Source organism: Paenacidovorax caeni (assembly GCF_001298675.1).
GTDB lineage: Bacteria > Pseudomonadota > Gammaproteobacteria > Burkholderiales > Burkholderiaceae_C > Paenacidovorax > Paenacidovorax caeni.
Map to the genome: position 1 here is coordinate 15,087 of NZ_CYIG01000022.1, position 24,983 is coordinate 40,069.

Annotated in this window: 36 protein-coding genes and 1 pseudogene; 18 read left to right on the plus strand and 19 right to left on the minus strand. The window is 65.4% G+C overall.

Translation table 11 applies throughout. The annotated features are described in order from the left end of the window. The first annotated feature begins 55 nt into the window (after positions 1-55). The 8 genes from BN2503_RS10695 (at position 56) to BN2503_RS10730 (ending at position 7,913) form a co-directional block, all read left to right on the plus strand. The gene (locus tag BN2503_RS10695; protein ID WP_054256648.1) at positions 56-490 is read left to right on the plus strand and encodes a DUF2147 domain-containing protein; all 435 of its coding nucleotides are present in this window, start codon (positions 56-58) and stop codon (positions 488-490) included. A 33-nt stretch (positions 491-523) separates the two neighbouring features. Further along, entirely contained in the window at positions 524-2,926 is a 2,403-nt protein-coding gene (locus tag BN2503_RS10700; protein ID WP_054256649.1) for a 3-hydroxyacyl-CoA dehydrogenase/enoyl-CoA hydratase family protein, read from the plus strand. Positions 2,927-2,945: 19 nt separating this feature from the next. Further along, positions 2,946-4,139 carry an acetyl-CoA C-acyltransferase gene (locus BN2503_RS10705; RefSeq protein ID WP_054256650.1) on the plus strand — a complete coding sequence of 398 codons (1,194 nt, stop codon included), beginning with the start codon at positions 2,946-2,948 and terminating at the stop codon, positions 4,137-4,139. Positions 4,140-4,325: 186 nt separating this feature from the next. Further along, on the plus strand, positions 4,326-5,156 hold the full coding sequence (locus BN2503_RS10710; protein ID WP_054256651.1) for an acyl-CoA thioesterase: 831 nt from the start codon (positions 4,326-4,328) through the stop codon (positions 5,154-5,156). Between the two features lie 22 nt (positions 5,157-5,178). Then, complete coding sequence (locus tag BN2503_RS10715) at positions 5,179-5,958, plus strand: enoyl-CoA hydratase (protein ID WP_054256652.1); 780 nt, start codon at positions 5,179-5,181, stop codon at positions 5,956-5,958. Between the two features lies 1 nt (position 5,959). Then, complete coding sequence (locus tag BN2503_RS10720; RefSeq protein WP_054256653.1) at positions 5,960-6,442, plus strand: thioesterase family protein; 483 nt, start codon at positions 5,960-5,962, stop codon at positions 6,440-6,442. A 177-nt stretch (positions 6,443-6,619) separates the two neighbouring features. After that, positions 6,620-7,111: a bactofilin family protein gene (locus BN2503_RS10725; RefSeq protein WP_054256654.1), complete on the plus strand. Its 492-nt coding sequence runs from the start codon at positions 6,620-6,622 to the stop codon at positions 7,109-7,111. Positions 7,112-7,259: 148 nt separating this feature from the next. Next, a complete protein-coding gene (locus BN2503_RS10730) occupies positions 7,260-7,913 on the plus strand; it encodes a CHASE sensor domain-containing protein (RefSeq protein WP_158447352.1) in 654 nt (217 codons plus the stop codon). Between the two features lie 79 nt (positions 7,914-7,992). On the opposite strand, the gene BN2503_RS10735 is transcribed toward BN2503_RS10730, so the two are convergent. From BN2503_RS10735 to BN2503_RS20955, 18 genes and pseudogenes are all read right to left on the minus strand, one after another. After that, positions 7,993-8,478 (minus strand): phage virion morphogenesis protein, encoded by a 486-nt coding sequence (locus tag BN2503_RS10735; protein ID WP_054256656.1) that lies wholly within the window; start codon positions 8,476-8,478, stop codon positions 7,993-7,995. Continuing rightward, positions 8,478-9,176, minus strand: a complete 699-nt coding sequence (locus BN2503_RS10740; protein WP_082366562.1) for a phage head morphogenesis protein — start codon at positions 9,174-9,176, stop codon at positions 8,478-8,480. The genes BN2503_RS10735 and BN2503_RS10740 overlap by 1 nt, the downstream gene beginning before the upstream one ends. Beyond that, entirely contained in the window at positions 9,169-10,776 is a 1,608-nt protein-coding gene (locus tag BN2503_RS10745; protein WP_054256657.1) for a DUF935 domain-containing protein, read from the minus strand. The genes BN2503_RS10740 and BN2503_RS10745 overlap by 8 nt, the downstream gene beginning before the upstream one ends. A gap of 6 nt (positions 10,777-10,782) precedes the next feature. Further along, a complete protein-coding gene (locus tag BN2503_RS10750; RefSeq protein WP_054256658.1) occupies positions 10,783-12,474 on the minus strand; it encodes a hypothetical protein in 1,692 nt (563 codons plus the stop codon). Positions 12,475-12,476: 2 nt separating this feature from the next. Then, positions 12,477-13,070, minus strand: a complete 594-nt coding sequence (locus BN2503_RS10755; protein ID WP_054256659.1) for a DUF3486 family protein — start codon at positions 13,068-13,070, stop codon at positions 12,477-12,479. A gap of 3 nt (positions 13,071-13,073) precedes the next feature. Beyond that, positions 13,074-13,388 carry a hypothetical protein gene (locus BN2503_RS10760; RefSeq protein ID WP_054256660.1) on the minus strand — a complete coding sequence of 105 codons (315 nt, stop codon included), beginning with the start codon at positions 13,386-13,388 and terminating at the stop codon, positions 13,074-13,076. Then, on the minus strand, positions 13,385-13,786 hold the full coding sequence (locus tag BN2503_RS10765; RefSeq protein WP_074930298.1) for a hypothetical protein: 402 nt from the start codon (positions 13,784-13,786) through the stop codon (positions 13,385-13,387). The genes BN2503_RS10760 and BN2503_RS10765 overlap by 4 nt, the downstream gene beginning before the upstream one ends. After that, positions 13,783-14,010, minus strand: a complete 228-nt coding sequence (locus BN2503_RS10770) for a TraR/DksA C4-type zinc finger protein (RefSeq protein ID WP_054256661.1) — start codon at positions 14,008-14,010, stop codon at positions 13,783-13,785. The genes BN2503_RS10765 and BN2503_RS10770 overlap by 4 nt, the downstream gene beginning before the upstream one ends. Continuing rightward, positions 14,000-14,509, minus strand: a complete 510-nt coding sequence (locus BN2503_RS10775; protein ID WP_054256662.1) for a hypothetical protein — start codon at positions 14,507-14,509, stop codon at positions 14,000-14,002. The genes BN2503_RS10770 and BN2503_RS10775 overlap by 11 nt, the downstream gene beginning before the upstream one ends. Further along, positions 14,506-15,126, minus strand: coding sequence for a transglycosylase SLT domain-containing protein (locus BN2503_RS10780; protein WP_054256663.1), 621 nt, complete (start codon positions 15,124-15,126; stop codon positions 14,506-14,508). Before BN2503_RS10780 ends, BN2503_RS10775 begins: the two co-directional genes overlap by 4 nt. Beyond that, positions 15,126-15,491 carry a putative holin gene (locus BN2503_RS10785; RefSeq protein ID WP_199445249.1) on the minus strand — a complete coding sequence of 122 codons (366 nt, stop codon included), beginning with the start codon at positions 15,489-15,491 and terminating at the stop codon, positions 15,126-15,128. Before BN2503_RS10785 ends, BN2503_RS10780 begins: the two co-directional genes overlap by 1 nt. A gap of 188 nt (positions 15,492-15,679) precedes the next feature. Next, positions 15,680-15,973: a hypothetical protein gene (locus tag BN2503_RS10790; RefSeq protein ID WP_054256664.1), complete on the minus strand. Its 294-nt coding sequence runs from the start codon at positions 15,971-15,973 to the stop codon at positions 15,680-15,682. A gap of 24 nt (positions 15,974-15,997) precedes the next feature. Beyond that, the gene (locus tag BN2503_RS10795; protein ID WP_054256665.1) at positions 15,998-16,240 is read right to left on the minus strand and encodes a hypothetical protein; all 243 of its coding nucleotides are present in this window, start codon (positions 16,238-16,240) and stop codon (positions 15,998-16,000) included. Then, a complete protein-coding gene (locus tag BN2503_RS20025) occupies positions 16,237-16,827 on the minus strand; it encodes a hypothetical protein (protein WP_139235448.1) in 591 nt (196 codons plus the stop codon). The genes BN2503_RS10795 and BN2503_RS20025 overlap by 4 nt, the downstream gene beginning before the upstream one ends. Positions 16,828-16,883: 56 nt before the next feature. Beyond that, positions 16,884-17,363: a hypothetical protein gene (locus BN2503_RS10805; RefSeq protein WP_074930300.1), complete on the minus strand. Its 480-nt coding sequence runs from the start codon at positions 17,361-17,363 to the stop codon at positions 16,884-16,886. After that, positions 17,360-17,773, minus strand: coding sequence for a hypothetical protein (locus BN2503_RS20030; RefSeq protein ID WP_139235449.1), 414 nt, complete (start codon positions 17,771-17,773; stop codon positions 17,360-17,362). The genes BN2503_RS10805 and BN2503_RS20030 overlap by 4 nt, the downstream gene beginning before the upstream one ends. Positions 17,774-17,783: 10 nt before the next feature. Further along, a complete protein-coding gene (locus tag BN2503_RS10815; RefSeq protein WP_233495054.1) occupies positions 17,784-18,083 on the minus strand; it encodes a hypothetical protein in 300 nt (99 codons plus the stop codon). A gap of 57 nt (positions 18,084-18,140) precedes the next feature. Then, a pseudogene (locus BN2503_RS20955) lies at positions 18,141-18,221 on the minus strand (helix-turn-helix domain-containing protein); the annotation flags it as partial. A gap of 111 nt (positions 18,222-18,332) precedes the next feature. On the opposite strand from BN2503_RS20955, the gene BN2503_RS10820 reads away from it, so the two are divergent. Next, complete coding sequence (locus BN2503_RS10820; RefSeq protein WP_054256670.1) at positions 18,333-18,581, plus strand: DNA-binding protein; 249 nt, start codon at positions 18,333-18,335, stop codon at positions 18,579-18,581. A gap of 114 nt (positions 18,582-18,695) precedes the next feature. On the opposite strand, the gene BN2503_RS10825 is transcribed toward BN2503_RS10820, so the two are convergent. Beyond that, positions 18,696-18,941, minus strand: a complete 246-nt coding sequence (locus BN2503_RS10825; RefSeq protein WP_054256671.1) for a hypothetical protein — start codon at positions 18,939-18,941, stop codon at positions 18,696-18,698. 108 nt (positions 18,942-19,049) lie between these two features. On the opposite strand from BN2503_RS10825, the gene BN2503_RS10830 reads away from it, so the two are divergent. From BN2503_RS10830 to BN2503_RS10860, 9 genes are read left to right on the plus strand one after another with little or no spacing between them, the layout of a single operon-like run. After that, positions 19,050-19,526: a hypothetical protein gene (locus BN2503_RS10830; protein ID WP_054256672.1), complete on the plus strand. Its 477-nt coding sequence runs from the start codon at positions 19,050-19,052 to the stop codon at positions 19,524-19,526. Beyond that, the gene (locus BN2503_RS10835) at positions 19,523-19,840 is read left to right on the plus strand and encodes a helix-turn-helix domain-containing protein (RefSeq protein ID WP_054256673.1); all 318 of its coding nucleotides are present in this window, start codon (positions 19,523-19,525) and stop codon (positions 19,838-19,840) included. Before BN2503_RS10830 ends, BN2503_RS10835 begins: the two co-directional genes overlap by 4 nt. Positions 19,841-19,851: 11 nt before the next feature. Beyond that, the gene (locus tag BN2503_RS10840; RefSeq protein WP_139235450.1) at positions 19,852-20,787 is read left to right on the plus strand and encodes a hypothetical protein; all 936 of its coding nucleotides are present in this window, start codon (positions 19,852-19,854) and stop codon (positions 20,785-20,787) included. A 10-nt stretch (positions 20,788-20,797) separates the two neighbouring features. Continuing rightward, the gene (locus BN2503_RS10845) at positions 20,798-22,540 is read left to right on the plus strand and encodes a DDE-type integrase/transposase/recombinase (protein ID WP_054256674.1); all 1,743 of its coding nucleotides are present in this window, start codon (positions 20,798-20,800) and stop codon (positions 22,538-22,540) included. After that, on the plus strand, positions 22,540-23,775 hold the full coding sequence (locus BN2503_RS10850; RefSeq protein ID WP_054256675.1) for an ExeA family protein: 1,236 nt from the start codon (positions 22,540-22,542) through the stop codon (positions 23,773-23,775). Before BN2503_RS10845 ends, BN2503_RS10850 begins: the two co-directional genes overlap by 1 nt. A 2-nt stretch (positions 23,776-23,777) precedes the next feature. Continuing rightward, a complete protein-coding gene (locus tag BN2503_RS20510) occupies positions 23,778-23,933 on the plus strand; it encodes a hypothetical protein (RefSeq protein WP_158447353.1) in 156 nt (51 codons plus the stop codon). Beyond that, complete coding sequence (locus BN2503_RS20515) at positions 23,930-24,082, plus strand: hypothetical protein (RefSeq protein WP_158447354.1); 153 nt, start codon at positions 23,930-23,932, stop codon at positions 24,080-24,082. The genes BN2503_RS20510 and BN2503_RS20515 overlap by 4 nt, the downstream gene beginning before the upstream one ends. Then, positions 24,079-24,687 carry an HI_1489 N-terminal domain-containing protein gene (locus tag BN2503_RS10855; RefSeq protein WP_054256676.1) on the plus strand — a complete coding sequence of 203 codons (609 nt, stop codon included), beginning with the start codon at positions 24,079-24,081 and terminating at the stop codon, positions 24,685-24,687. The genes BN2503_RS20515 and BN2503_RS10855 overlap by 4 nt, the downstream gene beginning before the upstream one ends. Further along, positions 24,684-24,977 (plus strand): hypothetical protein, encoded by a 294-nt coding sequence (locus BN2503_RS10860; RefSeq protein ID WP_139235451.1) that lies wholly within the window; start codon positions 24,684-24,686, stop codon positions 24,975-24,977. Before BN2503_RS10855 ends, BN2503_RS10860 begins: the two co-directional genes overlap by 4 nt. Positions 24,978-24,983: the final 6 nt, after the last annotated feature.

Here is a 24,983-nt window from a genome sequence, read left to right on the forward strand (position 1 = left end):
TGGCGGGGGCGCGGCCGCTCCCGCCAGAAAACAGCCTTTTTGCCATGGAGACCTTATGAGACAAGCGCTAGCAGCTATCGCTTTGGTAGCAATCACGGCACCTGCCCTGGCCCAGATGACCCCGGTCGGGTTGTGGCGCAGCTTCGACGAAAAGACCAACGAGCCCAAGTCGGAGGTGCGCATCGGCGACAACGGCGGCGTGCTCGAGGGGCGCATCGACAAACTGCTGCGCAAGGGTGCAGACCCCGCCGCCAAGTGCACCGAATGCCGCGATGAGCTGAAGGACCAGCCCATGGTGGGCCTGCGCATCATCAAGGACGCGAAGAAGGCCGAGGGCAAGGACGTGTGGGAGGACGGCAAGATACTCGACCCCGAGAACGGCAAGTTCTACACCCTGCGCCTGACCCCCATCGAGGGCGGCAAGAAGCTCGAAGTGCGCGGCTCCATCGGTCCGTTCGGCCGCACGCAGACCTGGCAGCGCGTGGAGTAACCCCCTCATTCATCCCCGGATTCAAAGACAACCATGTCCCGATTCAATGTGAAAAAAGTCGCCGTTCTCGGCGCGGGCGTGATGGGCGCGCAGATCGCGGCCCACCTCGTCAACGTGAAGGTGCCCGTGGTGCTGTTCGACCTTCCCGCGAAGGAAGGTCCCAAGAGCAGCATCGCCGAGCGCGCCATCGCCAACCTGAAGAAGCTCAAGCCCTCGCCCATCGGCGTGGCCGAGGACGCCGACCTGATCCAGGCCGCGAACTACGAGGAGCACCTGAAGCTGCTGAAGGAGTGCGATCTGGTGATCGAGGCCATTGCCGAGCGCATGGACTGGAAGCTCGACCTGTACACCAAGATTGCCCCGTTCGTGGCCAAGCACGCCATCGTGGCCAGCAACACCTCGGGCCTGTCGATCACCAAGCTGAGCGAGGCGCTGCCCGAAGCCATCAAGCCGCGCTTTTGCGGCATCCACTTCTTCAACCCGCCGCGCTACATGCCGCTGGTGGAGCTGATTCCCACCCCGACGACCGAGCCCGTGGTGCTCGACCAGCTCGAAGCCTTCGTCACCAGTGGCTTGGGCAAGGGCGTGGTGCGCGCCAAGGACACGCCCAACTTCATCGCCAACCGCATCGGCATCGCCGGCATGCTGTCGACGATGAAGGAGGTGGAGAACTTTGGCCTGACCTACGACGTGGTCGATGACCTGACGGGCAAGAAGCTGGGCCGCGCGTCCAGCGGCACCTTCCGCACCGCCGACGTGGTGGGCCTGGATACCATGGCCCACGTCATCAAGACCCTGCAGGACAACCTGAGCCTGGAGTCCGATCCGTTCTACGGCAGCTTTGGCACGCCCGCCGTGCTGCAGAAGCTGATCGAACTGGGCAACCTGGGCCAGAAGACCAAGGCCGGCTTCTTCAAGAAAGTGGGCCGCGACATCCTGCGCTTCGAGCTGGAGAGCGAGTCGTATGTGCCTGCCGGCCAGAAGGCCGACGATGTGTACGCGCGCATGCTCAAGCGCCCCGCCGCTGAACGCCTGCAGCTGCTGCGCAATGCCGAAGGCGCGCCGGGCCAGTTCCTGTGGGCCATTTTGCGCAACAGCTTCCACTACGCCGCGCTGCACTTGGAAACCATCGCCGACAGTGCGCGCGACGTGGACCAGGCCATGCGCTGGGGCTTCGGCATGAAGCAGGGCCCGTTCGAGCTGTGGCAGGAGGCTGGCTGGCTTGAAGTGGCGCGGATGGTGCAGGAGGACATCGACGCCGGCAAAGCGCTGTGCAAGGCGCCTCTGCCCAAGTGGGTGTTCGAGGGTCCGGTGGCGCAGGCTGGCGGTGTGCATACGGCTGAAGGCTCGTGGAGCCCGGCGCTGGGCAAGTTTGTGCCGCGCCGCGTGCTGCCGGTGTACGAGCGCCAGCTGTTCCCCGAGAAACTGCTGGGCGAGGCCAGCCTGCCTGACTGGCAGACGGCTGGCACCACGCTGTTCGAGTCCAAGGCGCTGCGCACCTGGACGCTGGACGGCCAGGTACTCATCGCCAGCATCAAGAACAAGATGCACGCCATCAGCCCCGAAGTGATGGAAGGGCTGGTGGAAGCCGTGGAACTGGCCGAGGCCGAGTACCAGGGCATGGTCATCTGGTCGGGCGACGCGCCGTTCTCGGTGGGCGCCGACCTGGAAGCCACCATGCCCGCCTTCGTGGTGGGCGGCGCCGACGCCATCGAGAGCGTGGAGCAGGAGCTGCAGAACCTGATGATGCGCATCCGCTACGCGCAGGTGCCGGTGGTCGCTGCCATCCATGGCATGGCGCTGGGCGGCGGCTGCGAGCTGGCCGTGTACAGCGCGCGCCGCGTGGCCCACATGGAAAGCTATATCGGCCTGGTGGAAGTGGGCGTGGGCCTGGTGCCCGGTGCCGGTGGCCTGACCTACATCGCCCGCCGTGCGGCCGAGAACATGGCCAAGAGCACCAGCCGCGATCTGTTGCCCTTCCTGACCGAAGGCTTCACCGCAGCCGCCATGGCCAAGGTGGGCACCAGCGCCATCGAGTCGCGCAAGCTCGGCTACCTGCTGGATTCCGACCTCATCGTGCCGCACAAGGACGAGGTGCTGTTCGTCGCCATCAACGAAGCCAAGGCCATGGCAGCCGGTGGCTGGCGTGCGCCGCTCAAGCGCCTGTTCCCGGTGGCCGGCCGCAGTGGCCTGGCCACCATCAAGGCACAGCTGGTCAACATGCGCGACGGCGGCTTCATCAGCGCCTACGACTTCAAGATCGCCAGCATGATCGGCGACGTGGTCTGCGGCGGCGACGTGGACGCGGGCTCCCTGGTGAGCGAGGAATACCTGCTCACGCTGGAGCGCAAGGTGTTCTGCCACCTCATCGCCCAGCCCAAGACGCACGAGCGCATCCTGGGCATGCTGAACACCGGCAAGCCGGTACGCAACTGATCGGCCAGGAGAGAGAAACATGAAACAAGTGCAAGACGCCTACATCGTTGCCGCCACGCGCCTGCCCATCGGCCGTTCGGGCCGCGGCTACTTCCGCAACACCCGCCCTGACGACCTGCTGGTGGCCGCCATTCGCGGCGCCATGGCCCAGGTGCCCACGCTGGATCCGAAGGCCATTGAGGACTCGATCATCGGCTGTTCCTTCCCCGAGGGCGAGCAGGGCATGAACATGGCGCGCATTGCCATGGGCCTGGCCTTCGACCACCCCGTGGGCGGCGTGACGGTGAACCGCTTCTGCGCCTCGGGCGTGACGGCCATCCAGATGGCGGCCGACCGCATCCGTGTCGGCGAGGCCGACGTGCTGATTGCCGGTGGCGCCGAATCCATGAGCCTGGTGCCCATGGGCGGCAACAAGCCTTCGTTCAACCCCGAGGTGTTCGCGCGCGACGAGAACGTCGGCATCGCCTACGGCATGGGCCTGACGGCCGAGAAGGTGGCGCAGCAGTGGGGCGTGACGCGCGAGGCCCAGGACGCCTTCGCACTCGAATCGCACCTGCGCGCCATCAAGGCCCAGCAGGCGGGTGAGTTCGCCGACGAAATCACGCCGTTTGAGATCGTCGAGCGCACCCCCAACCTCGCCACCGGCGCGGTGGTGGAAAAGAAGCGCACCGTGAACCTGGACGAAGGCCCGCGCCCCGACACTTCGCTGGAAGGGCTGGCCAAGCTGCGCCCGGTGTTTGCCGCGCGCGGCAGCGTGACGGCGGGTAACAGCTCGCAGACCAGCGACGGCGCAGGCGCGCTGATCCTGGCGAGCGAGAAGGCCGTCAAGCAGTTCGGCCTGACGCCGCTGGCGCGCTTCGTGAGCTACGCCGCGCGCGGCGTGCCGCCCGAGATCATGGGCATCGGCCCGATCGAGGCCATTCCCGCCGCGCTGCGCTACGCCGGCCTGAAGAGCGACGACATCGGCTGGTACGAGTTGAACGAAGCCTTCGCGGCCCAGTCGCTGGCGGTGGTGAACACCCTGGGCCTGGACCCGGCCAAGGTCAACCCCATGGGCGGCGCCATCGCCCTGGGCCACCCGCTGGGGGCGACCGGCGCCATCCGCGCCGCCACCGTGGTGCATGCGCTGCGCCGCCACAACCTGAAGTACGGCATGGTCACCATGTGCGTGGGCACGGGCCAGGGCGCTGCCGGCATCTTCGAGCGCGTCTGATGAGCCTCTGACGCACCTGCCACCCGTCCCCCGTGCAGGGGGCGGGCGGCGGCTTTCTTCCATGCGAGCCGACGCAGAGCGGCACCCAATCCAGGAGACCGACATGGAACCCCGCACCAGGCGATACCCCAGCACAGTCGCTGGGACGACGGCGCCGCCCGCCAACTCCGGGCACACTTGCGCGCCATGAGCACTTCCCAATCCCACCCCCTGGACGCGGCGCTGGCGCTCGCGTCCTCCGCGCCCGGCCAGTACGCGGGCCAGACCAGCCCGTCCTACTGGAACATGGTCGGACCCTTTGGCGGTATCACCGCCGCCACGCTGCTGCAGGCCGTGCTGCAGCACCCCGACTGCCTGGGCGAGCCGCTGTCGCTCACCGTGAACTACGCCGGCGCGCTGGAGGCCGGGCCCTTCACGCTGCAGGCCGTGCCGGTGCGTACCAACCGTTCGACGCAGCACTGGACCCTGGCCATTTCCCAGGCCGGGGCCGACGGCCAGCCGGTGGTGACCACCACCGCCACCGCCGTGACCGCCACCCGCCGCGACACCTGGAGCGCCAGCGACCAACCCCTGCCGCCGGTGCCCGCACCGGCGCAGTGCCCGCAGGCCGAGGCGTTTTTCGGCTCCGAATGGCTGCGGCGCTACGAGATGCGGCTGGTCGAAGGCAGCCTGCCCACGCAGTGGGACGGCAGCGGCGACTCCAGCCTAACGCGGTTATGGATGCGCGATGCACCCGCGCGGGCGCTCGACTTCTGCGCCCTTGCGGCCATGGCCGACATCTTCTTCCCGCGCGTGTGGCTGCGCCGCGCGCAGATGGTGCCGGCCGGCACGGTGTCGATCACCATCTACTTTCATGCCAGCCGCGCACAGCTTGCCGCCACGGGCGCGGGCTACCTGCTGGGGCAGGCGCGCGCCCAGGAGTTCCGCCACGGCTTCTTCGACCACAGCGCCCAGTTGTGGAACGAGGCGGGCACGCTGCTCGCCACCAGCCACCAGATCGTTTACTACAAAGAGTGACCCCCCAAGGAGATTGCACGCCATGAGCGAAGCCACGACCCAAGACATCCTGATCCACACCGAAGCCGGTGTTTGCACCATCACCTTCAACCGTGTCGAGAAGAAAAACTCGCTCACGCAGGCCATGTACGCCACGCTGGCCGATACCCTCGGCCAGGTCGAGGCCGACGCCACCACCCGCGTGGTGGTGTTCCAGGGCGACCCTGCCATCTTCAGCGCTGGCAACGACATCGGCGACTTCTTGAATGCGCCCCCGGCCACGCAGGAGTCGCCGGTGTTCCGCTTCCTGCGTGCCCTGGCAGGCTTTTCCAAGCCGATCGTGGCCGCCGTATGCGGCCCGGCCGTGGGCATCGGCACCACCATGCTGTTCCACTGCGACCTGGTCTATGCGGGCGACAACGCGGCATTCTCCATGCCCTTCGTCAACCTGGGTCTGTGCCCCGAGGCCGCCTCGAGCCTGCTGGTGCCGCAGATGCTGGGGTACCACCGCGCCGCTGAGGCGCTGCTGCTGGGCGACCCCTTCATGGCCGAGGCCGCGCTGGAGGTGGGGCTGGTCAACCGCGTGGTACCTCCAACCGAATGCAACACCGTGGCGCAGGCGCAGGCCCGCAAGCTGGCCGCCAAGCCCCTGTCGTCCCTGGTCGAGACCAAGCGGCTGATGAAGAAGGGCCAGCTGGCGCCGGTGCTTGAGCGCATGGCGGAAGAGGGCGCGAGCTTCGGCCGCATGCTGCGCGAGCCCGCAGCGCGCGAGGCGTTCACCGCCTTCATGGAAAAGCGCCTGCCCGATTTCAGCAAGGTTTGACATGGGCAAGGCCACCGCGGCTCCGGCCGCTTTCGAGCCCGAGTTCATCGAGGGCGTGCGCACGATCTTCGAGGAGAAGATCGTCTTCAACCAGGTGTTGGGCCTGAAGGTGCAGGACGTGGCGCCCGACCGCGTGACGGCGCGCATTGACATGCGCCCCGACCTGATCGGCCACTACGCCTACAACCGCATGCACGGCGGCGTCATCAGCGCCGGGCTTGACGCCATGGGGGGCCTGGCCGTGATGGCGGCTATCGGCGCACGCCACATGGACGAAGCGCCCTTGCAGCGCCTGCAGCGCTTCGCCAAGCTGGGCACCATCGACTTGCGCATCGACTACCTGCGCCCAGCCATCGGCGCGCATTTCGAGCTGCGTGCGCAGGTGCTGCGCCTGGGGTCGCGCGTGGCCACCACGCGCATGGAGTTTCTCGGGGCCGATGGGCAACTGCTCTCGGCAGGCGCGGCCGCCTATATCGTTTCCTGAAGGGCGCCACGGCGGCCTCTGGTGTTGCAACAGGATGGTGGCTGCGGTGTTCCGGTGCAAGACGTGCAAGTGCAGGCAACAAACGAAGGGTTTGCTTACGGCTCTTGCGCGATGCTGGAATTTGTCACGCGTCAAGGCTTCTAGGATGGGCTTTTCCCATTGAACCCAGGAGTCCTGATGGCCGTGCAAAACCCCTTCTTTGGCAAACGTGAACCCGAGTCACCGTTGATGCGCACCAGTGCGCAGCCGCTGCCTGGCGGCACTTCCATGGGCGCCAGCGCCGCAACCGGCCAGGCGGCGCCCGCGTCAACGCAGGCCAAGCCCGGCCGCACCGACAATGGCGGCAGCAAGCTCACGGTGGGGCCCAACATCAAGCTCAAGGGCGTGGAAATCACCGACTGCGACACGCTGGTGGTCGAGGGCACGGTCGAGGCGACCATGGATTCGCGTGTGATCCAGATCGCCAAGGAGGGCGCCTTCCATGGCACGGCCCAGATTGATGTGGCCGAGATCCATGGCCTGTTCGACGGCACGCTCACCGTGCGCGAAAAGCTCGTGATCCACAGCGGCGGCAAGGTCAGCGGCAAGATTCGCTACGGCAAGGTCGTGATTGAGGAGGGGGGGCAGTTGACGGGCGAAATCTCTGCGGGCAACGCCTTGGCTGCCTGAAAGCGTGAACGCGTTGTGAGCGTGGGGCATCTTCCTGTGCGGCCTGTAGCTGTCGGGAAGATGCATCGCGTTACAATCTGACACTTGGTTGGCTTCCTTCGGTATAGTGCGGCAACCGGAATTTCCCCTCTCTCCCTTGGCTGCGCAATTGTTTGACAAGCTTTCCATTCGCACCAAGCTGGTGGTGCTGCTGGGCCTGAGCCTGGGGTTGGGGCTGTGCGTGTCTTCCGCAGTGGCGCTGTATTCCACCTTTGCGGCAGAGCGCCAGTCATCCTTGCGCGCGCTGCACCAGATCGCGGCCATTACCAGTGAAAACATGCGCGCGGCGCTGGCGTTTCACGATGCGCAGAGCGCCGCCAATATTCTGGCGCCGCTGCACACCAACCCGCATATCCGCTATGCCTTCGTTGAAGACGAAAAGGGCCTCCTGCTCGGCCAGTACCGTGCCTCGGCCACGACCGAGCCCGAGGCAGCGGGCTGGCGCAAGGCACTGCAACAGGCAGAGGCGGCAGGCCCGGACGGCCTGCGCCAGGGCATGGAGCACGACCACCATTACGTCATCTACCCGATCGATTTCGACGGCAAGCGCATTGGCACCCTGTCGCTGCGGGCGGATAACCAGGCCATGTACGCCAAGATGCGGCAATTCGTCGTGCTGCAGGGCGGTGCCTCGGTGCTGATTCTGGTCGGCCTGCTTCTGCTGTCTTGGCGACTGCAACTGATTTTTACGAGGCCTATCCTGGAGCTGCTGGACGGCATGCTGACCGGAGGTGAGATAAAGAAAGAGTGGGCGGCGCGATAAATGGGATTTTTGGGGCCGTACCGGGGAATAGTGGGATGACGGTTTTGCAAGTGTCTTGCACACTGCGCAAATGCCGTCATCACTTCCCGACCCGTTGCAACCACTCCAACGTGCGCTCCACGATCTCGCTCCGATCCTCATCGGATAGACCGAGGTAAGGCCGGGCCGGGATCGTCACGGATTTCGCAACGTGCCCCCGGAACATCAGCACCCTGGCCGCCCGGGGCTTGATGGTAGCCCCGAACTGGTGGACGGCCGCATAGGGCAGGTTGCTACCGATCTCGACCGTTCGGTCACCGACAAGCTGCCATGTCATTTGCCCGCGCAGGTAGCCGTTCAGCGTGAGGATGCGGCTCTTGTTGCGGCGCTTCTCTCGCTGATACCAGGGCTGTAACGCGGCCCAGGCGGTGCCATCGGGGGCCGTCTGGCTCTTGAATCGTGCCCGTGTCGAGCGCAGCCCGTACTCCCCCAGTTCGGCGAGCAACGGCGATGGATCGTTGATCGCGTCTACCAGGCCGGACAAATGCTCTATCGCGGCCGTGCCGTCAAATCGTGCGCCAGCCATCACGCTTCCTCGCGGTACTTGCGCCACCGATCCCTGCCGGGCGCGTACTCAAACCCGGGGTCGATGCCCGAAGGCACGCTGACCACGCGCGGCCCGCCTGGGCTGTACTTGCCGATCACACGCTCAACCCATGTCACCTCGGGCGCACGATCCGGCCCGCTCTTGCCCATGCGTGCCAGGTCGCGCGGCCACAGGCCAATCACCTTGCACTGGCATCCCCAGCCGTTGGGCGGGTAATGCGTCTGCCACCAGGGATCATCACGCGCCAGCACCATGCCGTCCCAGGCCTTGTGCTGGTGCCGTGGGTTCTCGACCCAATCGCTGTGCTCGTACATCCAGAATGGCGCAGCCTGCAACTGCTCCCAACGTCCCGCCGCATAGCTGGTGTTGAGGTTGGTCTCGTAAATGACGCGCGTGCGCCAGTCCCGGCCGCCGTTGTAGTCCCAGCCGTAGCGCGCCACGATGACGTCGAAGTCGCGGCGGAACTCTTCCAGTGTTGTGCCCTCGGCAATGGCCTTATCGACGGCCTCCCGGAAGTCGCGCACGATGGCGTCGCGGTTCGCACCAGCCACCATGAACGCCCATTCGTGCTCTGCCGCATAGACATCCGTCCAGGCCTGCGTGGGCATGTTGAGCTTGCGCCTGAAGAACTCGATCATTTCGAGGAACGGCAAGCTGCCGTAAGCCACATCAGCCATTGCCGGCCGCCTCCTGCAGCACCTCATAGCGACCTGCGAGCTGCGCGGCGGACAGGGCCTCGGCCATCGCCGCCGCGTACTGGTCAAGCGTCATGTCAGGGGACAACGCCGCCAGGCCGTCGCGGATGTCCTCCAGGCTGGCCGCCCGCCCCACCAGCGCGCGAATCTGCTCCACCCATGCCGCAGCAGGCGCGCGTGCAGCAGCGGCGAGTTGGGGCGCCATGGCCGCCTGCGGTGGCACCGCTGCCGCCTGCGAGGGCTGTGCTGTGGCGGCTGCAAAGCCTTGATGCCATGCGGTAGCCGCCGCCATCGGCGGGATGACCGGCACATGCTGCACTGGCATGAGCACGGGCTCGCCGTCCTTGGCTGTCGGGACACCCAAGCGCTCGTTCACCCACCACAGTGGGGGGCGCAGCCCCATGTTGACCAGCGGCGGCAGGCCTTGGCTAAAAGCCGTCAGGTCTTCGCGTTCCTGGGTCTTGAGCCGGAACTGGGGCAAGCGGCGCAGGCCACCCAGCGCCAGGCCGTTGACCGAAGCCACGGCGAACACAAGATCGCGCGTGAGCGTGGTGTTTGCCTGGCGAATGTCGCCGTCGCGCAGATCCTTTCTCACTTCGTTGTGCACGTTGCCAAGGGCGTTCGTGCTCGCCTTGCCATCGGCCCCACTTGTGAGGGTGCCGCCCAGGATCACCTTGGACTGGTTGCGCTCGCACCACGAAATCATCAGCTCAAAAGCCTTCGGGTCACCCGAGGCGGCGTCCTTGAACTCCAGCAGCATGCCGTCCGGGATGATGCCCGCCGCGTTGTGCCCGATGGATGCCAGGGCACGCAGCAGCGTGGCTTTCTCCTTTTCGGAGGCGTTCGCCGGGTACTTGCCTAGGCGTACAGGGATGCCGTAAATCTCCAGAAACTCAGCCAGGTCGCCGACCGAGTAGTTCTTGAACAGGTACGTCCATACGAGTTGGCGAAACAGCGCCGCGCGCTCAAGGTAGCCGCTCTTGGCCTTATGGATGTGAGTGATCCAGTTGAAGGGCCGCAGCGGGTCGCCCATGACGCCATCCACCGTGTTGTTGCTGCGCAAGCGCAGCTCCTGCCGGTAGCCTCGGTGCAGTGTGAACCACGACTGCGGACGGTGCGTAATGGTCTTGGGCACCCAGTAGCCCTCCACCTGGTGCCACTCAATCTCAAGGCAGGCATAGCCCTTGCCGATGGCATCCGTCAGGTCGAAGACCATGTCCTCGAAATCGGGAATCTCCATGAGCAACTCGCCGAGCTGGGCGGCGAGCTTCTTCTCGGCAGCGTCGGCGCCCTCGGGCGGCACCACGTCCCATTCGAGCACGCAGGCGCGGCGGCGCTTGCCCATCTCGGCGGCAATGTGGCCGTCCTTTTCCTCCATATCCTCAAACAGCTCGAATTGCGCGGTCAGTTCGCCGGTCTCGGCGGCGTCCAGAATCTTCGCCAAGCGCGAGGGCGTGAGGCCGCGCGTCGGGTGTGTCTGCAACTCGCGCTGCAGGTGTGCCAGTCTGGCGGTCTGAGGCTCCTGCAGGTCGGGCATTTTGATGGGCTGGCCGTCCGGGCCGAGGATGCGTGAAGTTGCCATGGCGTGCTACCAGGTGGCGTGCGATTCGACCAGGCGGATGTAGTCCTCTGCGAACGGGCTGAGGGCGTCTTCCGCGTCGTGGTCATCGGCCGCGCCGAGGTTGTCGAAGCCGCGCGGGAGCGCGGGAGCGGGAATGAAGTCGATAGGGGCGCTCAGGTTGAGCGTGGCGAACCAGCCCAGGCACAGCATCACGGCGCTGTCGCCGTGCCGGAACAGGTCGGGGTCTTTGACGTCCTTGCGGCGGGCCTTGACCACCATCGGAACGCCGTCTACTTCCTCAATGGCACGGAGGTCTTGCGCATAGTTCGGGTCGGCGGGGATGTCGATCATCCCGTCCTCAAAGCCCTGCACGAGCTTGGGCATCCATGTGCCGTACCAGGTACGGTTCAACTTGATCTGGTGGACATGCGCGTGGCCGAACTCGTCGGCGGTCTCCTCGGCCATGGGTTCGCCGTTGCCGCCCGCGTCTATTGCGCCGCCGCAGCGGCGCGGCAGGCGCTTAATGGCGTACCACGAGATCTGCTTCTGCTGCGCGTACGGCACCTTGTGCATTTCGATGGACAGGGGCACGCTGCGGCGCATACCCACACCCAGCGCCGTCGCACCCCAGACCGAGAAGTCCCGATGGCGGGCATAGTCATGCGAGAAGACGTGCCGCTCGTTCTTGTCGAGACGCTCCAGGGCCGGGGCGAGGTAGCGCTCGATCCAATCAGCCACCCACGCCGCGCGCTCGTCCGGGCTCCTGAGCACAAAGTCGTCATCCAACGTGAGGCGCAGAACGCTGGAGTCAGGCAGCACCATGGCCTGCTCAATCCACACACCGGGCAGGCATACACCGTTGCCGTCGCGCGGGATGGCGTCTAGTTCCTCCCGCATGGCGGCCTTCCGCACGCCGTAGCCGTTGCGAATCCTGGTGTACCAGGCTTGCTTGCCCTCCGGCGTGGGCTGGATGCCCTTCATGTAGCAGTAGCGCTCGTAGAGGCCATTGGCCACGGCGTCATCGAACGTGACAGTGACCACGCGCGCATCGGCGCCGTAGCGGCCGGCCTCGATGTCGCGGCAGAACTGGGCAAAGGGGTTGCTCTTTCCGTTATGCGAGCTGATGACGGTGATCTGGCCGCCCCAGATCAGCAAGGCGGTCGCGGCATCCAGCACGCCCTGCACATCCGGGTGAAAGGCGGCTTCATCAATGACAACATGGCCCTGCAGACCCCGGATGTTGGCCGGGCGGCTGGACAGCGCGCACACCTGGAAGCCCGAGGCGAAGCGGATGCGGTAGGCTGTGATGTGCTTGGTCTTGCCGTTGTCGTCCTGGTCCTCGAATAGGAATTCTTCGACGCCGGATGCACCCTGGCCCTGGGCCTGTGCGATGACGCGGGCGAACTTGGCGCAGTAGCCGATGGCCTCCAGGCCCTTTTCTTTGGTGTCGCCGATGTAGTACACGTTGTCGCCGCCTGCACTTTTGCGCGCGGCCGCCACCAGCGTCTTGTTCAGCATGGTGCCGAAGGTGATGCCGGTGCGGCGCCCCTTGGGCACGGCAATGATGGACGCCTGGATGGCTGCCACTTCGCGCTGGTGCTTCATCAGCACCCCATCGTCTAGCGGGTTAAACCCCTCTGGAATGGATCGCACGCTGGCCGGGAGGTCGTCCCATTCCAGCGTGCGCACGGTGGTGGCCAGGGGCTTGATGGCGTGCATGCTTATTGCCCAATCCCCAGGAATTTGCGTCGCCAGAAATCCACCTGGGCCTCATCCATGCCCTGGGCCTTGGCGACCTCCTGCAAATTGGCCTCCTGCTCGGCCAGCAACTTGCGGCGCGCGGCTTCCTCCACCTTCGCCTGGAACTCTTTGAGGTTGATGCTGCTGCGCGTGAGCGTGGCGATGTTCTTGGCGGCCTTGCTCAGGACCTCCACGCGCTTTTCGTGGTCGATCTTCTCGCCATCTTCCCCCTGCTCATCGGCCTCCTGCAACATCAGGATGGCCTCGAAAAGCTCCGTCTGCACCATCGCCGTGAGGGCCTCGCTGCGCGCGTCCTTGTCGTCGCCCGCATGCTGCTGAATCAGCTTCGCCGCCTCGGTGCTGGCGCGGATGGCCGACAGGCGCCGCTCCAGCTTCTGCCCATAGCGGCCTACCGCCGAGCGGCTGGGCAAGTCGCCCGCCGTCGCGGCGGCGGGAAAGCGCCCCTGCAGGTCGGCGATCAGCTCATCCAGCGTCATGCTGCCCGAAGCCAGCATGGCCTGGATGTACGCCTTGATCTCCGGGTCGAGCCGGTCAATGCTGCTCTTGCGGCCCATGGCTCACCAGTACTTCTCGGGCCGGGCAATGCCAGGCTCGCAGGGGATGGTGTACTCGGCCAGATCAACGCCGATGCGGGTCAGTTCGGCGAACCACCGGCCCGAGGGCTGCTTGTCCACCTGCACCAGTTGCCGGTCGTGCAGGTAGTCCATTTCGCGCCGCAGTTCCAGCGGCGTGGCGTCCGGGTATTCCGACTGGGCCACGGACAGGATGGGGCCTTCATACGCGCCAATCGGGCGGGCGTTGTTCAGGGTCAGGATGATGAGCCACCGCAGGTTCTCGCGGCGGATACGGGCGGTGTCGATAGCGGTGCTCATGGGCTCCCTCGTTCTTTCATGGATGCGCGCAACTGCGCGTTGTCGATCTTGGTTGCCAAGCCGTCGAGCTTGGCCTCCACGATGGATTGGCCGCGCACGTAGTCCTCGCGGCGCACGTAGTGCAGGGGCAGATCAGCCTGGAACTTCAAGAACTCACGCTCCAGATTCGTGATGCCCTGGGCCTCCAGCTCGCGGGCGCGCTGCAGGGCATCGAAGCGCTCGTTGGTGCGGGCTTCCTCGGCCGCCCGCTCAACCCGCATGGCCTCGAAGCGCTCGGAAATGCGCTTCTCAAACTGGCCCGCAATGAGCTTTCCCGCGCCGAAGATGATTGCGGCGAAGCCGCTGAGCAGCGCTGCGCCGAACCCCACCAACTGCCAAAAATCAGCTTGTACCGTCACAGATTCCCCTTCCTCTCCCGGCGCGCTTGGCACGCCACACAGAACTGAACGCCCGGCACGGCACGGCGCCGCGCATCGGGGATGTCCTCTGCACAGGCCTGGCAAAACTCGGCCGAGTCGGCCACCGTCTTGCCCGCCAGGCCAGCGCGGCGCGCGTGGTCGCGCAGGGCATCGGCGAGTAGCTCGGCTTCGCGCGCCTGGGCGCGGTCGATGTCATCTGTCAATGGCGCCTCCCGTGCCCGCACGGCATACGTCGCGGGCGAACTGCTGCAGGCCGATCACCTGGTCGCGGAGCCCGTCAGCCTCTGCTGCCAGTTGCTGATATGCGCCGCTGCTCTCTCCGAGTAGCTCTCGGGCGGTGGCGGCTTCGCCAGCGCAGGCGGCAAGTCCGGCATCTCCTGCCGGGTAGGGATCGGGGCGGGCGTTGAGGCGGGCAATCTCGGCGCGCAGGCCGCGCACAGCAGCGGCAGCAGCAGCGTCACGAGCAGCCCGCGCAGCCTCGCGCTTGGCGTCTTCATGGGCGGTCCTTTCGGCGTTACGAAACTTGATGGCGTTGTCGCGGGCGGTAGCCTGGCTGCGGGCGTCCTCTTGCGCGTCCCAGGCGGCTTGCACGCGCGCTGCGCCCTGGGCATCGCCCTTGGCGATCAGGTGGGACTCCCACAGCTTCACACCCACAATGGCGCCGAGAATGGCGGCCGCGATGACAAGGGCGCGGCCGTTCATAGCCCCGGCCCCCAGGCCGCATAGCGCGGCTGGATCAAGACAAGGATGCGGTGGGGGTAGCCCAGGTTTTCGGGGCAGTGCACCGGGGCGCGCTTGGCCCTCCCGCATGCTGCATCTACCTGGGCCTGCGTAGGCCGCACGGCCCCGGTGGCCGCCGCCTCCGCCTGCCAGTGGCCCAGCCCGCCGTTGTAGGCCCGCAGCGCAACGTGCATGCGCTCGCGCGGCGTGTAGCGCGCGGGCGTGCGGTCGTAGAGCCAGCGGTCGTAGATGACCAGTGCGCGCAGCGCCCAGGCCGGGCTAAAGGGCTGCTGCGCGGCCAGTGCCGGATCAATGCCCGCGATCCAGCGCGAGGTGGCGGGCATGAACTGCGCCAGACCCTGGGCGCCCACGCGCGAGACCGCATCAGAGCGCCAGGCGCTTTCTTGGTGCACCTGGGCCGCGAACACGGCTACGGGCGCATCAAGCCCCCAGGCGGCATGCGCCGTGCGCACCAGCAGCGCGCGGTGCTGCTGCGCTGCCTGCGGCACCTGGGCACGCGCGGGCAGTACGAAAGACAGCAGCGCGCACGCCAGCACCAGGCCCACGGCTGCGGCCAAATCCTTGAGCGCCTGCCGCATCACAGCCCCATGGCCACGCCGATGACGACGCAACCGACAACGACAGCACGGCGCAGCATCGCCGCCATGAACACCAGCTCGTAGCCGCTGACGACGCGGAAGTCAGCGTCCCCCTCGGGCTCGGTCGTGCCGCGCCGCCAGTCGCGCTCAAGGTAGCTGTCGGGGCGAGCGTATGGGAACAGCGCGCGGTCGAGCCAGTAGCCGATCACCGCCGCCAACGTAATCAGCGTCAACTTGTACAGTGCCACCGGTAACTGCACCGGAGACACCACAGCGATGCATGCCAGCAGCACCACCGCCAGGACGAGGAACAGGCTGTTGCGCGGGGCGCGCAGCCACAGGGGGATGTGAGGTTTGATATGCATGCACGGCAGGATGCCGCGCAGGTGCGAGATGGCGTGAGTAAAGCGTTTTAGTTATTGAGGGGCTGCGGGCGCTTGCACCATGCAGGGCATGACGCAACCACCACTGCCCCTCTTTCGACAGCGACTGGCGTTGCTGGGGGAACGCCTACGCAACCTAGCCGAACATGGCCCAGGTGCCATGGAGCTGGCTAACGCACACCGCGCTTTGTTAGCAAAACTGTGTATAGCTTCTGGGCGGCAGTGCGATATGCCTCAAGATCGGTCAACGGAATCTGGGCGTCAGCTACGGCCTCGGTGCGGTCGAGAGCAGCCTCCATGACCTCATCCTGCTCCGCGCGCGGCAATCGTGCAAACAAGCACACGGCCAACGATTCGGCTGCATCGATGCGCGCTTGCAGGCGAGTGATGGTATTCACCATCTGGTTCAACAGTGCCAGAACTTCGTCTTGCTCGTTACTGCTCATCTTGGTTCCTTCGGGCATGGCGCTTCCTTGTTGGTGTGATCGTCATTGGTCGCCGCGCGCGGCCTTCATCCCGGCCCGGGCTGGCCGTGCCGTCAAGGACTGCTTGTAGTCGCCCACATAGCCGAAGTCCGGTGCGGGTGCGCGCTCTGAAAACCAGAAGTCGGTGAAGGCCGCCACATCGGGTTCACAGAACCAGTGCGCCTTTCCGCCCGCATCCATGGCCCACCAGCGCGCCAGCCTGGGGGCCTTCTTCCAGTCAACGCCTGGGTGGCCGGTTGGGGTCATATATCGCTGACGCCCCTCACCGCGCCATTCGCGTCCAGTCGAAAGACCTTTTGCTCGATGGCGTAACCTCCAAAACTGTTCTTCGCCCGGTACTTGACCCGAACCATGAAGTCGTTACCTGGGCCAGACACCACATTGCCCCACTCGATCACTTCCAGTGATGATGGGTCTTTGAGATGTCTCTTGAGGTACTGCTCCACCTGCAATACGGAGCCATTCCACGCGCTGTTGGAAACAACCGGAGCCGCAGCAGCCCGTGCGGCATCGGCGGCACGCGCAGTTCTCTCGGACTTTCGCTGCTGCGCATAGGCCCCCCATATCTCGTGATAAATCCAATTGGGGATGGCAACAGCCAGGCACGCAAGAATGATCCCGTATTGCCACCGCAGCGTCTTGCGCTGCCGTTCATCCGCCTTTGCTGCACGCACCCTTTCTAGGTTCGTTGGCGTGCTTGCGCGTGCAGCTGCCTGGGTTGCTTGAGCGGCATCCACGCGGCTATAAATCGCGCCACACTCCGGGCAAGCATCGAACTCCGCGCCTGTGGAAGACGGGTTGGGATGGTGGCACTTCTGACAAGTCTTGAGCATGCTCCCCCTCCTATTCAATGTTGATCGTCGTTGGCTGCTTCATCCGGCCTTGGCGCCTATCGCTGTATAGCAGTCACTTTTCCGCCGTCCGTGTACAGGTACTTGATGCCGCCGACCCGGAAAACATATTGACGATTAACGCCGTTTGAAGTCTCTGTCTCATTGACGTGCGCGCCTGCACCGTAGCGCTCCCAAAAGCGCGTGCAGTTCTCCATTGCATGCACTGTCATGCCGACAAAAGGCACATCGTGTATTTGCCCTCCGCACAATTGCTGGCGCTGCTTCTGTTTTGACTCGTACTCCGCCCATGTGCGGCGCGATGTTTCTTCACTGATCTGTCTTCGCTTGGCTTCTGCTTCGCGTTCGGCTTTGTGTTCGGCTTCGCGGCGAGCGATCTCAGCGCCCACGAGTTCGCCAGCGTCTGGACACGCCGTCGCCTGGTAAACCACCCTGCCATCTGGCCCCATGCACTTGTTGATCGCCCATGCCGGTGTCAGCGCAAATAGGGCGCATGTGAAAACTGCTTGCTTGATCATGCCCGCTCTTCCTCCTGATTGCGTTGGATTGTCTCCACATAGCGTCGCACTCGGTATAGCTGCTGGCCATGGAGCTGGCGGACTAGGCCGGTGCCTAGCTCGCGGCGCATAAAACTCACCACCTGGTTGTAGGCACGCGGCCTCAGTTGCCTCATCAGCGCCAGCACCTCGCGCTGCTCTGGGGTCATGGGGGAGTCATTGGCCGCTGTTTGATCGCATGCCGACACTGGTGCAGGAACATAAATATGCTGAGTGACATGGGTCACATGCAGCGCGCTGCTGTTTGTGCTGCGATCCAAATGCAAGTCACCCTTCAAATGGCCCACCTGCACTGCATCGTCGCCATGCACTGTTTGTTTTGGAAGCAGCCGGGCCAGCCAGGCCAGCAATTTGTTTGATAGCTCGCCCACGCCTGGAACCTCACTTGCTCTTGATGCGCGCCTTACCTGTCACGCTGCCAATCTGAATTGCGTTGTCACCCACTACCGATTGCCCACCGCCACTGCCAGCGGCAGCAGCGCTTTTCTTCGCTGGCGCTGGCGGTAGTCCCGCCGCCAACAGCGCCGCTGTCTGAATCAGGTGCTGGCGCGCCTGAGCGCTGCACCGCCGGTAGCTGTCGAGCAATACCTGCTCGGCAGCATCGTGCGCGGGGTGTGCACCGCTGCGCTCGCCCGTAAGTACGTAGAGAACGTCCACGCCTGCGGCTGAGAAGGCGGCCATCTGAAAGCCATCGGGCGCAGTTCTCCCGCTCTCCCAAGAGAACAGCGTTTGCTTAGTCGTGCCAGCGAGTTCAGCGAACTTGGGCTGACTCAACCCTAGCCGCTCGCGTTCCTCGCGCAATCGCTCACCAATGGGCATGAAATATTTCCCAAAAGCCTATTGCAAGGGAAAGATTTCTTTCCCATAATTCAAACAAGTCAAAACCAAACGGCACTTGCGCCAACAAGTGCCAACAACCCAGGAGCCACCATGCCCCTCAAAACCCGCGCCGAGGTGCGCCAGGAATTCGCCAGCCGTGGCTGGTCAATCTCCGGCTGGGCCAAGCAGCACGGCTATTCACCCGTGCTGGTCGGCTACATCCTCAACGACGACGAGCGCAACCCCAAGCGCAAGTGCCTGCGTGGCGAAAGCCACAACATTGCCGTTGCACTGGGCCTCAAGCATGGCGAGATTTCGCGCACCACCGGCGTGCAGCATTACACCGCGCTGGCAGCGTGAGGGCCATGCAAATGCATCCCGCGCCAACTGTAACAAATCGAGGCTACGCAGCGCTGACGGCTTGCGCCGCCAGCTGCGGCCGCGACGCACTCGGATTTTCCATACCTGCCGCAGTCATCGGGGGGCCGCGCGATGCTGTCGCGCCTCGTCCAGCAAATCAGCCATCCGATTCAGCAGAGCCTGCACTGCGTCCTGACGCTTGTCCCTTGGATGCTGCTGCGTCGCCACCAGCCGCCATGCGTGTGACACACGGGGGCCATCGATGACTTGCGCAACCTCCAGTTCAGCGACCACCCGCAGCAGCGCATGTCCCATGGCGTCAATGCGTGCGGCGAGTTCATCGAAGTCTGTGCTGTCCATTGCGGCCTCCTTGCCCGGTGTGATGGCCGCACTTTGCCACCCTGAAAGCCACTTTCAGTATTTCCACTCCGGCATATGTTTGGACGTGGCTCATGAAGGGGGCTTCCAATGATCCGCCGCGATTGGAAGCGCCTGCGCCCCAGTAGCTTGGTGCATGCCATGCGCCTGTGCAAGGAATTCGCCCAGGCCAAGCACAACCTGAGCGTGGAGCGCATTGCCGACCGCATGGGTGCCACGCACGACGCCCTTTACAAGTGGCTGGCCACGGGGCGCATGCCCGCCATCCTGATCCCGACCTTCGAGTTGGCCTGCGGCTGCAACTACATCAGCGAATGGCTGGCCGCCAGTGCCGGCCGCCTGGTGGTGCCCATGCCCACCGGACGCAAGGCCGAAGGCACCGAGCTGCTGGACATGAACAGCAGCTGCGCAGCCGCCCTGCAGCTGCTCACCGCCTTTTACCAGGCCCCCACCGAGGCCGACACCGAAGCCACCCTGGCCGCCCTGCGCCTGCACCTGGAGCAGGTGGCCTACCACCACGCCAACGTGGCGCGCTACGCCACGCCCGAGCTGGAGTTCGACGCATGACCAAGCGCGCCACCGACTACACCAACGCCGCGCAGCAACGCATCTTGCAGCTGCAGCTGGCCCTGTTCTGTGATGTGGTCAACGGCTACCCGCCATCCAAGCTCGCAGAGCTACTGCGCGTCTCCCCCAGCGCCATCACCCGCGACCTGGACAACCTGCGCATCGCGGGCCTGGCCGAGCGCGACGACGCCACCGGCCACTGGCGCCTCACCCCCCGCCTGCCGCAGCAAGCCATCAAGGTCCTCAACAGCATCGACGCGGCCCAACGCCGCGTGGATGAAGCCCGCAACCGATTCACCCGCAACCCCGACTGAGAAAGAAACCCATGGCACGCCCACCCAAGACCATCGAAGTGCAAGACGTGGATGACAAGACCATCGACCAGGAGAAGTTCGCAGACGCTATGACGCTGATGCGCGCCGACGAGGCCGCACAAGCGCTTGCGCTATCCCAGCGCGAGACCACCGTTCGCGCTGTGGCACAGCAGCTGGGCTACCAGCTGCCGGCAGACGCCACCGACCCCGACCTGATCCAGCGCGACATTGCCGCCAACATGCGCCGCTCCGTGGAAGCCTGCCTGGAAGTGGGGCGTGGTCTGCGTGTCCTGAAGGAAGCGTGCGAACACGGCAGCTTCATTGCTAGGCTGGATGTACTTGGGATTGAAGAACGCGTTGCTCGCCGATTCATGCAGTCGGCCATCAAGTTCACAAAACGGGCGACGTCGCCCGTTTTGACGGCAGCTGGCTCGCAGTCCAAACTGTTCGAAATGCTCGTCCTAGACGACGAGCAGATCGAGGAGCTGGAGCTCACCGGTCAAACTGGCGAGCTCTCCCTCGACGACGTGGCCACCATGAGCGTGAAGGAGCTGCGTGCCGCGCTGCGCGAAACACGCGCCGAGCATGACGCCACCAAGGCCGTCATGTCCAAGAAGCAGGCCCGCATCGACCAGCTGGAGCGCGCCCAGGAGCGCATAGCCAAGCTGCCACCTGACGAGGAGTTGGCACGCCTCCAGCAAGAAGCCACCACCCACCTGCTCGCCGCCCAGGGCGCCATCCGTGGCCAGCTGCGCGCGGCGTTAGTCGCCCTGCAGAACCACCAGGAGGACAACGGCACCTTCATGGCCGGCATGGTGGGGCAGCTCATGGCCGACCTGACCCTGCTGCGCGACGAATTCAACCTGCCCAGCCTGGCGGACGGCGCTCAGCCCGAGTGGCAGCGCTGGGCCACCGCGCAAGGCGCTGGAGCCGCTCAAGCGAACTGAAGGCTGCTGCATGAGCCCCGCACTCATCGAAGCCCTGCTGGACGTGGCACGCCGCGCTCAGGCGGCCGGCCACGGCGGCAAGGAGGCCGTCTACGCAGCCGCCTGCCAGCACCTGGGTCTGTCGCGCGCCACGCTCATGCGCCGCATTAAGGAGGTCACCGTGAAACCTGAACGCAAACGCCGTTCCGATGCAGGCTCCACCGCCTTGAGCCTGCCCGATGCGCAACTGCTGAGCACAACGCTCATGGAGGGCTACCGCGCCAATGACAAGGCCATCCACGCCCTCAAGCTGGCGCTTGTGCGGCTGCGCGCCAACCGGCCGCACTTTGCCTGCACGCTGGATGCTGCAACTGGCGAGATCCGGCCGCTGTCCGACAGCGCCTGCGCCCGCGCGCTGCGCACCTACCGGCTGCACCCCGAGCAGTTGCGCCAGCCCGAGCCGGCACAAGCCCTGGCCAGCGAGCACCCCAACGACGTGTGGCAGATCGACGCTTCCATCAGCACGTTGTTCTATGTGCCTGAGGGCGGTGTGGCCGACATGGACAAGGCGGTGTTCTACAAGAACAAGCCCGAGAACTTCGAAAAGATCAAACGCCAGCGCCTCACGCGCTACGTGCTCACCGACCACTGCAGCGGCGCCATCTTCGTGCACTACGTGGCTGGGGGCGAGTCCATCGTCAACATGGCCGAGGCTTTCCTGGCCGCGATCGCCAAGCGCCCCGACCAGCAGATGTACGGCGTGCCGTTCCACCTGATGATGGACCCAGGCAGCGCGGGTATCGGCGGCGCGTTCAAGACGCTGCTGCGCCGCCTGCAGGTCAAGCCCGTGGTGAACGAGGCGGGAAACCCGCGTGCCAAGGGCCAGGTGGAAAACGCCCACAACCTGGTCGAGACCAACTTCGAGAGCGGCTTCAAGTTCCAGCATGTGCCCAGCATCGCCTGGATCAATGCGCAGGCCGCCCACTGGATGCGCTACTACAACAGCGTTCGTGTGCACAGCCGCCACGGCCTGACCCGCTGGGCCAAGTGGATGGAGATCACCCAACAGCAGCTGCGCCTGGTGGATGCCGACCTGGCGCGCCAGTTGCTCACCCATGAACCCGCCACCCCCAAGGTGGATAGCGGGCTGTGCGTGCGCTTCAACGGACGGGTGTGGTCGGTCAAGCAGGTACCAAACGTGATGGTGGGCGAGAAGCTCACCGTCACCTTCAACCCCTTTAACCCGGCCACGGCCTATGTGTTAGACCGCGATGCCCAGGGCGGCGAAGTGCTGATTGAAGTACCCGAGGTGCAGCGCGACGCGCACGGCTTCGCCGAAGGCGCCGCACTCATCGGCCGCGAGTACAAGGCGCTGCCCGAGACCGCCGCAGACGCCAACCGCAAGCTGGTGGAGCGCATCGCTACCAGCGCGCAGACCGACGAGCAGGCCGCTGCCGCGCGTAAGGCCAAGGCGCTGCCCCTCGGAGGCGCGCTGGACCCCTACAAGCACCACGCGGACCTGCCCGACGTTGCCATGCTGCCGCGCCGAGGCACCGAGCTGCAAACCGGCGCCAGCGTGGCCCAGGCCGCGCCCGAGCTGCTGACCCACTTCGAGGCTGCCAAGGCACTGGCCGCTAGGGGCGTGCCCATGTCGCCCGAGCTGGTCGGCTCGCTCAAGAGCCTGCACCCCGATGGCGTTCCCGAAGCCGAGCTGGGCGCACTGGAGGCCCGTCTCACGGTGCGCGCCAGCCTGCGCGTGGTGGGAGGCCAGTGATGCACGCCACTGCCTCCATGCCCGTGATGCCCCCCCTGCAGCCCGTACTGCAGCAGCACGAGATCACACAGGCCGAATTCGCCCGTGGCGTGGGTCTGTCGGCTGCTGCCGCGTGCCGCCTTGTCCGTCATGGCCTGCTGCCTGCGCGCAGTCCTGCCGCCGTGCGCAAGCGTGCTGTGGACTTTCTCAAGGCCCGTGGCGTGTCCATGGCCCATCTACGCGACCTGGTGCTGCCGCATGTAGCAGCGCCCAAAGAAGTTGGCCCCGCCGGGTTGCACCCCGGCGAGGCCGTCCCCGTGAACCCCGACGCAATCGAAACCCAGGAGGAAGAGTCGATGTTACTTCGCTGCGAACCCATCACCCCCGCCGCGCGCAAGCACTTCAAGCTGCCGCGCAGTCCATTCACCGACGACATCCAGTGCCGTGACGACGTATTTGCGAGCCAACATGGCCGCTACGTGCGCGCAGCGATGATGGATGCGGCCACCAACCATGGCTTCGTCGCCATCATCGGGCAGAGCGGCTCGGGCAAGAGCACCCTGCGCGAGGAGCTGGAGGAGCGCATCCGAGAGGACCGCCGCCCCATCGTCCTCATCAAGCCCTACATCCACGGCGTGGAGCCCAGCGAGGCGCGCGGCAAGCCCCTGCGCAGTGGACACATCGCCGAATCCATCGTGGATGCCTTGGCCCCCGGCATGGCCCTCAAGAGCAGCCCCCAGGCCCGCTACAAGCAGGTGCACGAGCTGCTCAAGGCCAGCCGCAGCGCGGGCTACACGCACCTGCTGGTGATCGAGGAGGCCCACCGCCTGCCCATTCCCACCTTGAAGCACCTCAAGAACTTCATGGAACTCAAGGACGGCCTGCGCCGCCTGCTGGGCGTGTGCCTCATCGGGCAGAACGAGCTGTTCAACATGCTCAGCGAACGCAACCCGGAGGTGCGCGAGATCGTGCAGCGCTGCGAGCAAATCGCCATGGAGCCGCTGGACAACGACGTGGAAGCCTACCTGCAGCTCAAGTTTGAGCGCCTGGGCTTGAAGCTGGCGGACGTGTTCGAGGCCGATGCCATGGACGCCATCCGCGCCCGCCTGATCCAGACGGCCCACGGTCAGCGCACGAACGAGGTGGTGAGCATCTGCTATCCCCAGGTGGTCAACAACCTGGTCAGCCGCGCCCTGAACGCGGCTGCGCAAGTGGGCTTTCCGAAGGTGGATGCCCAGGTGATCGCAGGGTGCTGACCATGTTCGCATTCCGCATCCGTATCACCATGTCAGACGGCAGCAGCGGCCGCTGCACAGGCCTGTTCGCCACGGCCTGCGCGGCGGTGCGCACGGTCTTGTCCAACTTCCCCGGCGCAGTCAGCGTGTCGGCCATCTGCCTGCGAGGTGGTGCATGAAAGCCCCGCGCCACCACTTCGCCCCCGGAACGCTGCAGCAGATGCCCACGCGCACCCAGCGCCTGCGCGTGACGCTGGGCGTCGCCCTCTGGTTCTGCGCCATCGCCATTGGCGTTGTCGTGTCCATCATGTGGAGGGGCGCACTGTGACCGACATCACCTGCCCCGCCTGCGGCGCTGAGTTTGACTTGACGGTGGCTTTCGCCTGTGAAGAGGAGCGCCGTGCCTTTGCGCGCCTTGCCAGCGTCAGCATCCCACTGGGCACTCGCGTGCTCAAGTACATCGCCCTGTTCACGCCACCGAAGCAGCGCCTGACCAGCGCCAAGAAGCTCAAACTGCTCATGCAGTTGCTGCCTGACCTGGAGCGAAAGGTCATCACGCACAAAGGCCGAGACTGGACCGCGCCACTGGACGCCTGGGCACAGGCCATCGACCAGATGCTTGCCGCGCGCGACGCGCAGCGCCTGGAGCTGCCCATGAAAGGCCACGGCTACCTCTACGCCGTCCTGGCGGGTATGGCCGACAAGCACGAAGCCGCCCAGGAAGCCAAGCGCGAGGAAGACGCCCGCCTGCGCCCGCGCCGCGACACCGTGCAAGTGCGCGGCCAGGCGCTGGAGATCGGCGCCGCCCTGGACGTTGTGTACGGCGGCAAAGACCCGGCCCTGGCCGCCATCGAACAGCGCGAACGCAATGCCGCGCCCATGCCCGCGCACCTGCGTGCACGTATCGACCAACTCAAGAAAGGAACGCCATGAGCACTCCATCACCAACGCCCGAGCAGCGCGCCGAGTTTCGCCAGCAGGCATACGACATGGCGGAAAAGATCATCGTCGCGCTGCAGGGCGAGCAACCGTCGTTCGTAGTGCTGGAAGCACTCAACCTCGTTCACAGGTTTGTCACCTCCAACCTGCCGCCAGGATTGGTTGGCTATGTCGCCATGGCAATGGCTAGCTATGCCGGGGAGCTGATGCAGGCCGATGCCAAGGGCAAGGGCCTTTCGCCTTATCCCGACCCTGTCACCACCTCCAAATCCACCACGCATTAAGGAGCC

Bases quoted from the DNA above. Each gene is read 5' to 3' on its own strand.
- BN2503_RS10695 (WP_054256648.1), top strand. From the start codon at position 56: ATGAGACAAGCGCTAGCAGCTATCGCTTTGGTAGCAATCACGGCACCT.
- BN2503_RS10700 (WP_054256649.1), top strand. From the start codon at position 524: ATGTCCCGATTCAATGTGAAAAAAGTCGCCGTTCTCGGCGCGGGCGTG.
- BN2503_RS10705 (WP_054256650.1), top strand. From the start codon at position 2,946: ATGAAACAAGTGCAAGACGCCTACATCGTTGCCGCCACGCGCCTGCCC.
- BN2503_RS10710 (WP_054256651.1), top strand. From the start codon at position 4,326: ATGAGCACTTCCCAATCCCACCCCCTGGACGCGGCGCTGGCGCTCGCG.
- BN2503_RS10715 (WP_054256652.1), top strand. From the start codon at position 5,179: ATGAGCGAAGCCACGACCCAAGACATCCTGATCCACACCGAAGCCGGT.
- BN2503_RS10720 (WP_054256653.1), top strand. From the start codon at position 5,960: ATGGGCAAGGCCACCGCGGCTCCGGCCGCTTTCGAGCCCGAGTTCATC.
- BN2503_RS10725 (WP_054256654.1), top strand. From the start codon at position 6,620: ATGGCCGTGCAAAACCCCTTCTTTGGCAAACGTGAACCCGAGTCACCG.
- BN2503_RS10735 (WP_054256656.1), bottom strand. From the start codon at position 8,478: ATGGCTGGCGCACGATTTGACGGCACGGCCGCGATAGAGCATTTGTCC.
- BN2503_RS10740 (WP_082366562.1), bottom strand. From the start codon at position 9,176: ATGGCTGATGTGGCTTACGGCAGCTTGCCGTTCCTCGAAATGATCGAG.
- BN2503_RS10745 (WP_054256657.1), bottom strand. From the start codon at position 10,776: ATGGCAACTTCACGCATCCTCGGCCCGGACGGCCAGCCCATCAAAATG.
- BN2503_RS10750 (WP_054256658.1), bottom strand. From the start codon at position 12,474: ATGCACGCCATCAAGCCCCTGGCCACCACCGTGCGCACGCTGGAATGG.
- BN2503_RS10755 (WP_054256659.1), bottom strand. From the start codon at position 13,070: ATGGGCCGCAAGAGCAGCATTGACCGGCTCGACCCGGAGATCAAGGCG.
- BN2503_RS10760 (WP_054256660.1), bottom strand. From the start codon at position 13,388: ATGAGCACCGCTATCGACACCGCCCGTATCCGCCGCGAGAACCTGCGG.
- BN2503_RS10775 (WP_054256662.1), bottom strand. From the start codon at position 14,509: ATGAACGGCCGCGCCCTTGTCATCGCGGCCGCCATTCTCGGCGCCATT.
- BN2503_RS10780 (WP_054256663.1), bottom strand. From the start codon at position 15,126: ATGCGGCAGGCGCTCAAGGATTTGGCCGCAGCCGTGGGCCTGGTGCTG.
- BN2503_RS10785 (WP_199445249.1), bottom strand. From the start codon at position 15,491: ATGCATATCAAACCTCACATCCCCCTGTGGCTGCGCGCCCCGCGCAAC.
- BN2503_RS10790 (WP_054256664.1), bottom strand. From the start codon at position 15,973: ATGCCCGAAGGAACCAAGATGAGCAGTAACGAGCAAGACGAAGTTCTG.
- BN2503_RS10795 (WP_054256665.1), bottom strand. From the start codon at position 16,240: ATGACCCCAACCGGCCACCCAGGCGTTGACTGGAAGAAGGCCCCCAGG.
- BN2503_RS20025 (WP_139235448.1), bottom strand. From the start codon at position 16,827: ATGCTCAAGACTTGTCAGAAGTGCCACCATCCCAACCCGTCTTCCACA.
- BN2503_RS10805 (WP_074930300.1), bottom strand. From the start codon at position 17,363: ATGATCAAGCAAGCAGTTTTCACATGCGCCCTATTTGCGCTGACACCG.
- BN2503_RS10815 (WP_233495054.1), bottom strand. From the start codon at position 18,083: ATGGCCGCCTTCTCAGCCGCAGGCGTGGACGTTCTCTACGTACTTACG.
- BN2503_RS10820 (WP_054256670.1), top strand. From the start codon at position 18,333: ATGCCCCTCAAAACCCGCGCCGAGGTGCGCCAGGAATTCGCCAGCCGT.
- BN2503_RS10825 (WP_054256671.1), bottom strand. From the start codon at position 18,941: ATGGACAGCACAGACTTCGATGAACTCGCCGCACGCATTGACGCCATG.
- BN2503_RS10830 (WP_054256672.1), top strand. From the start codon at position 19,050: ATGATCCGCCGCGATTGGAAGCGCCTGCGCCCCAGTAGCTTGGTGCAT.
- BN2503_RS10835 (WP_054256673.1), top strand. From the start codon at position 19,523: ATGACCAAGCGCGCCACCGACTACACCAACGCCGCGCAGCAACGCATC.
- BN2503_RS10840 (WP_139235450.1), top strand. From the start codon at position 19,852: ATGGCACGCCCACCCAAGACCATCGAAGTGCAAGACGTGGATGACAAG.
- BN2503_RS10845 (WP_054256674.1), top strand. From the start codon at position 20,798: ATGAGCCCCGCACTCATCGAAGCCCTGCTGGACGTGGCACGCCGCGCT.
- BN2503_RS10850 (WP_054256675.1), top strand. From the start codon at position 22,540: ATGCACGCCACTGCCTCCATGCCCGTGATGCCCCCCCTGCAGCCCGTA.
- BN2503_RS20510 (WP_158447353.1), top strand. From the start codon at position 23,778: ATGTTCGCATTCCGCATCCGTATCACCATGTCAGACGGCAGCAGCGGC.
- BN2503_RS20515 (WP_158447354.1), top strand. From the start codon at position 23,930: ATGAAAGCCCCGCGCCACCACTTCGCCCCCGGAACGCTGCAGCAGATG.
- BN2503_RS10860 (WP_139235451.1), top strand. From the start codon at position 24,684: ATGAGCACTCCATCACCAACGCCCGAGCAGCGCGCCGAGTTTCGCCAG.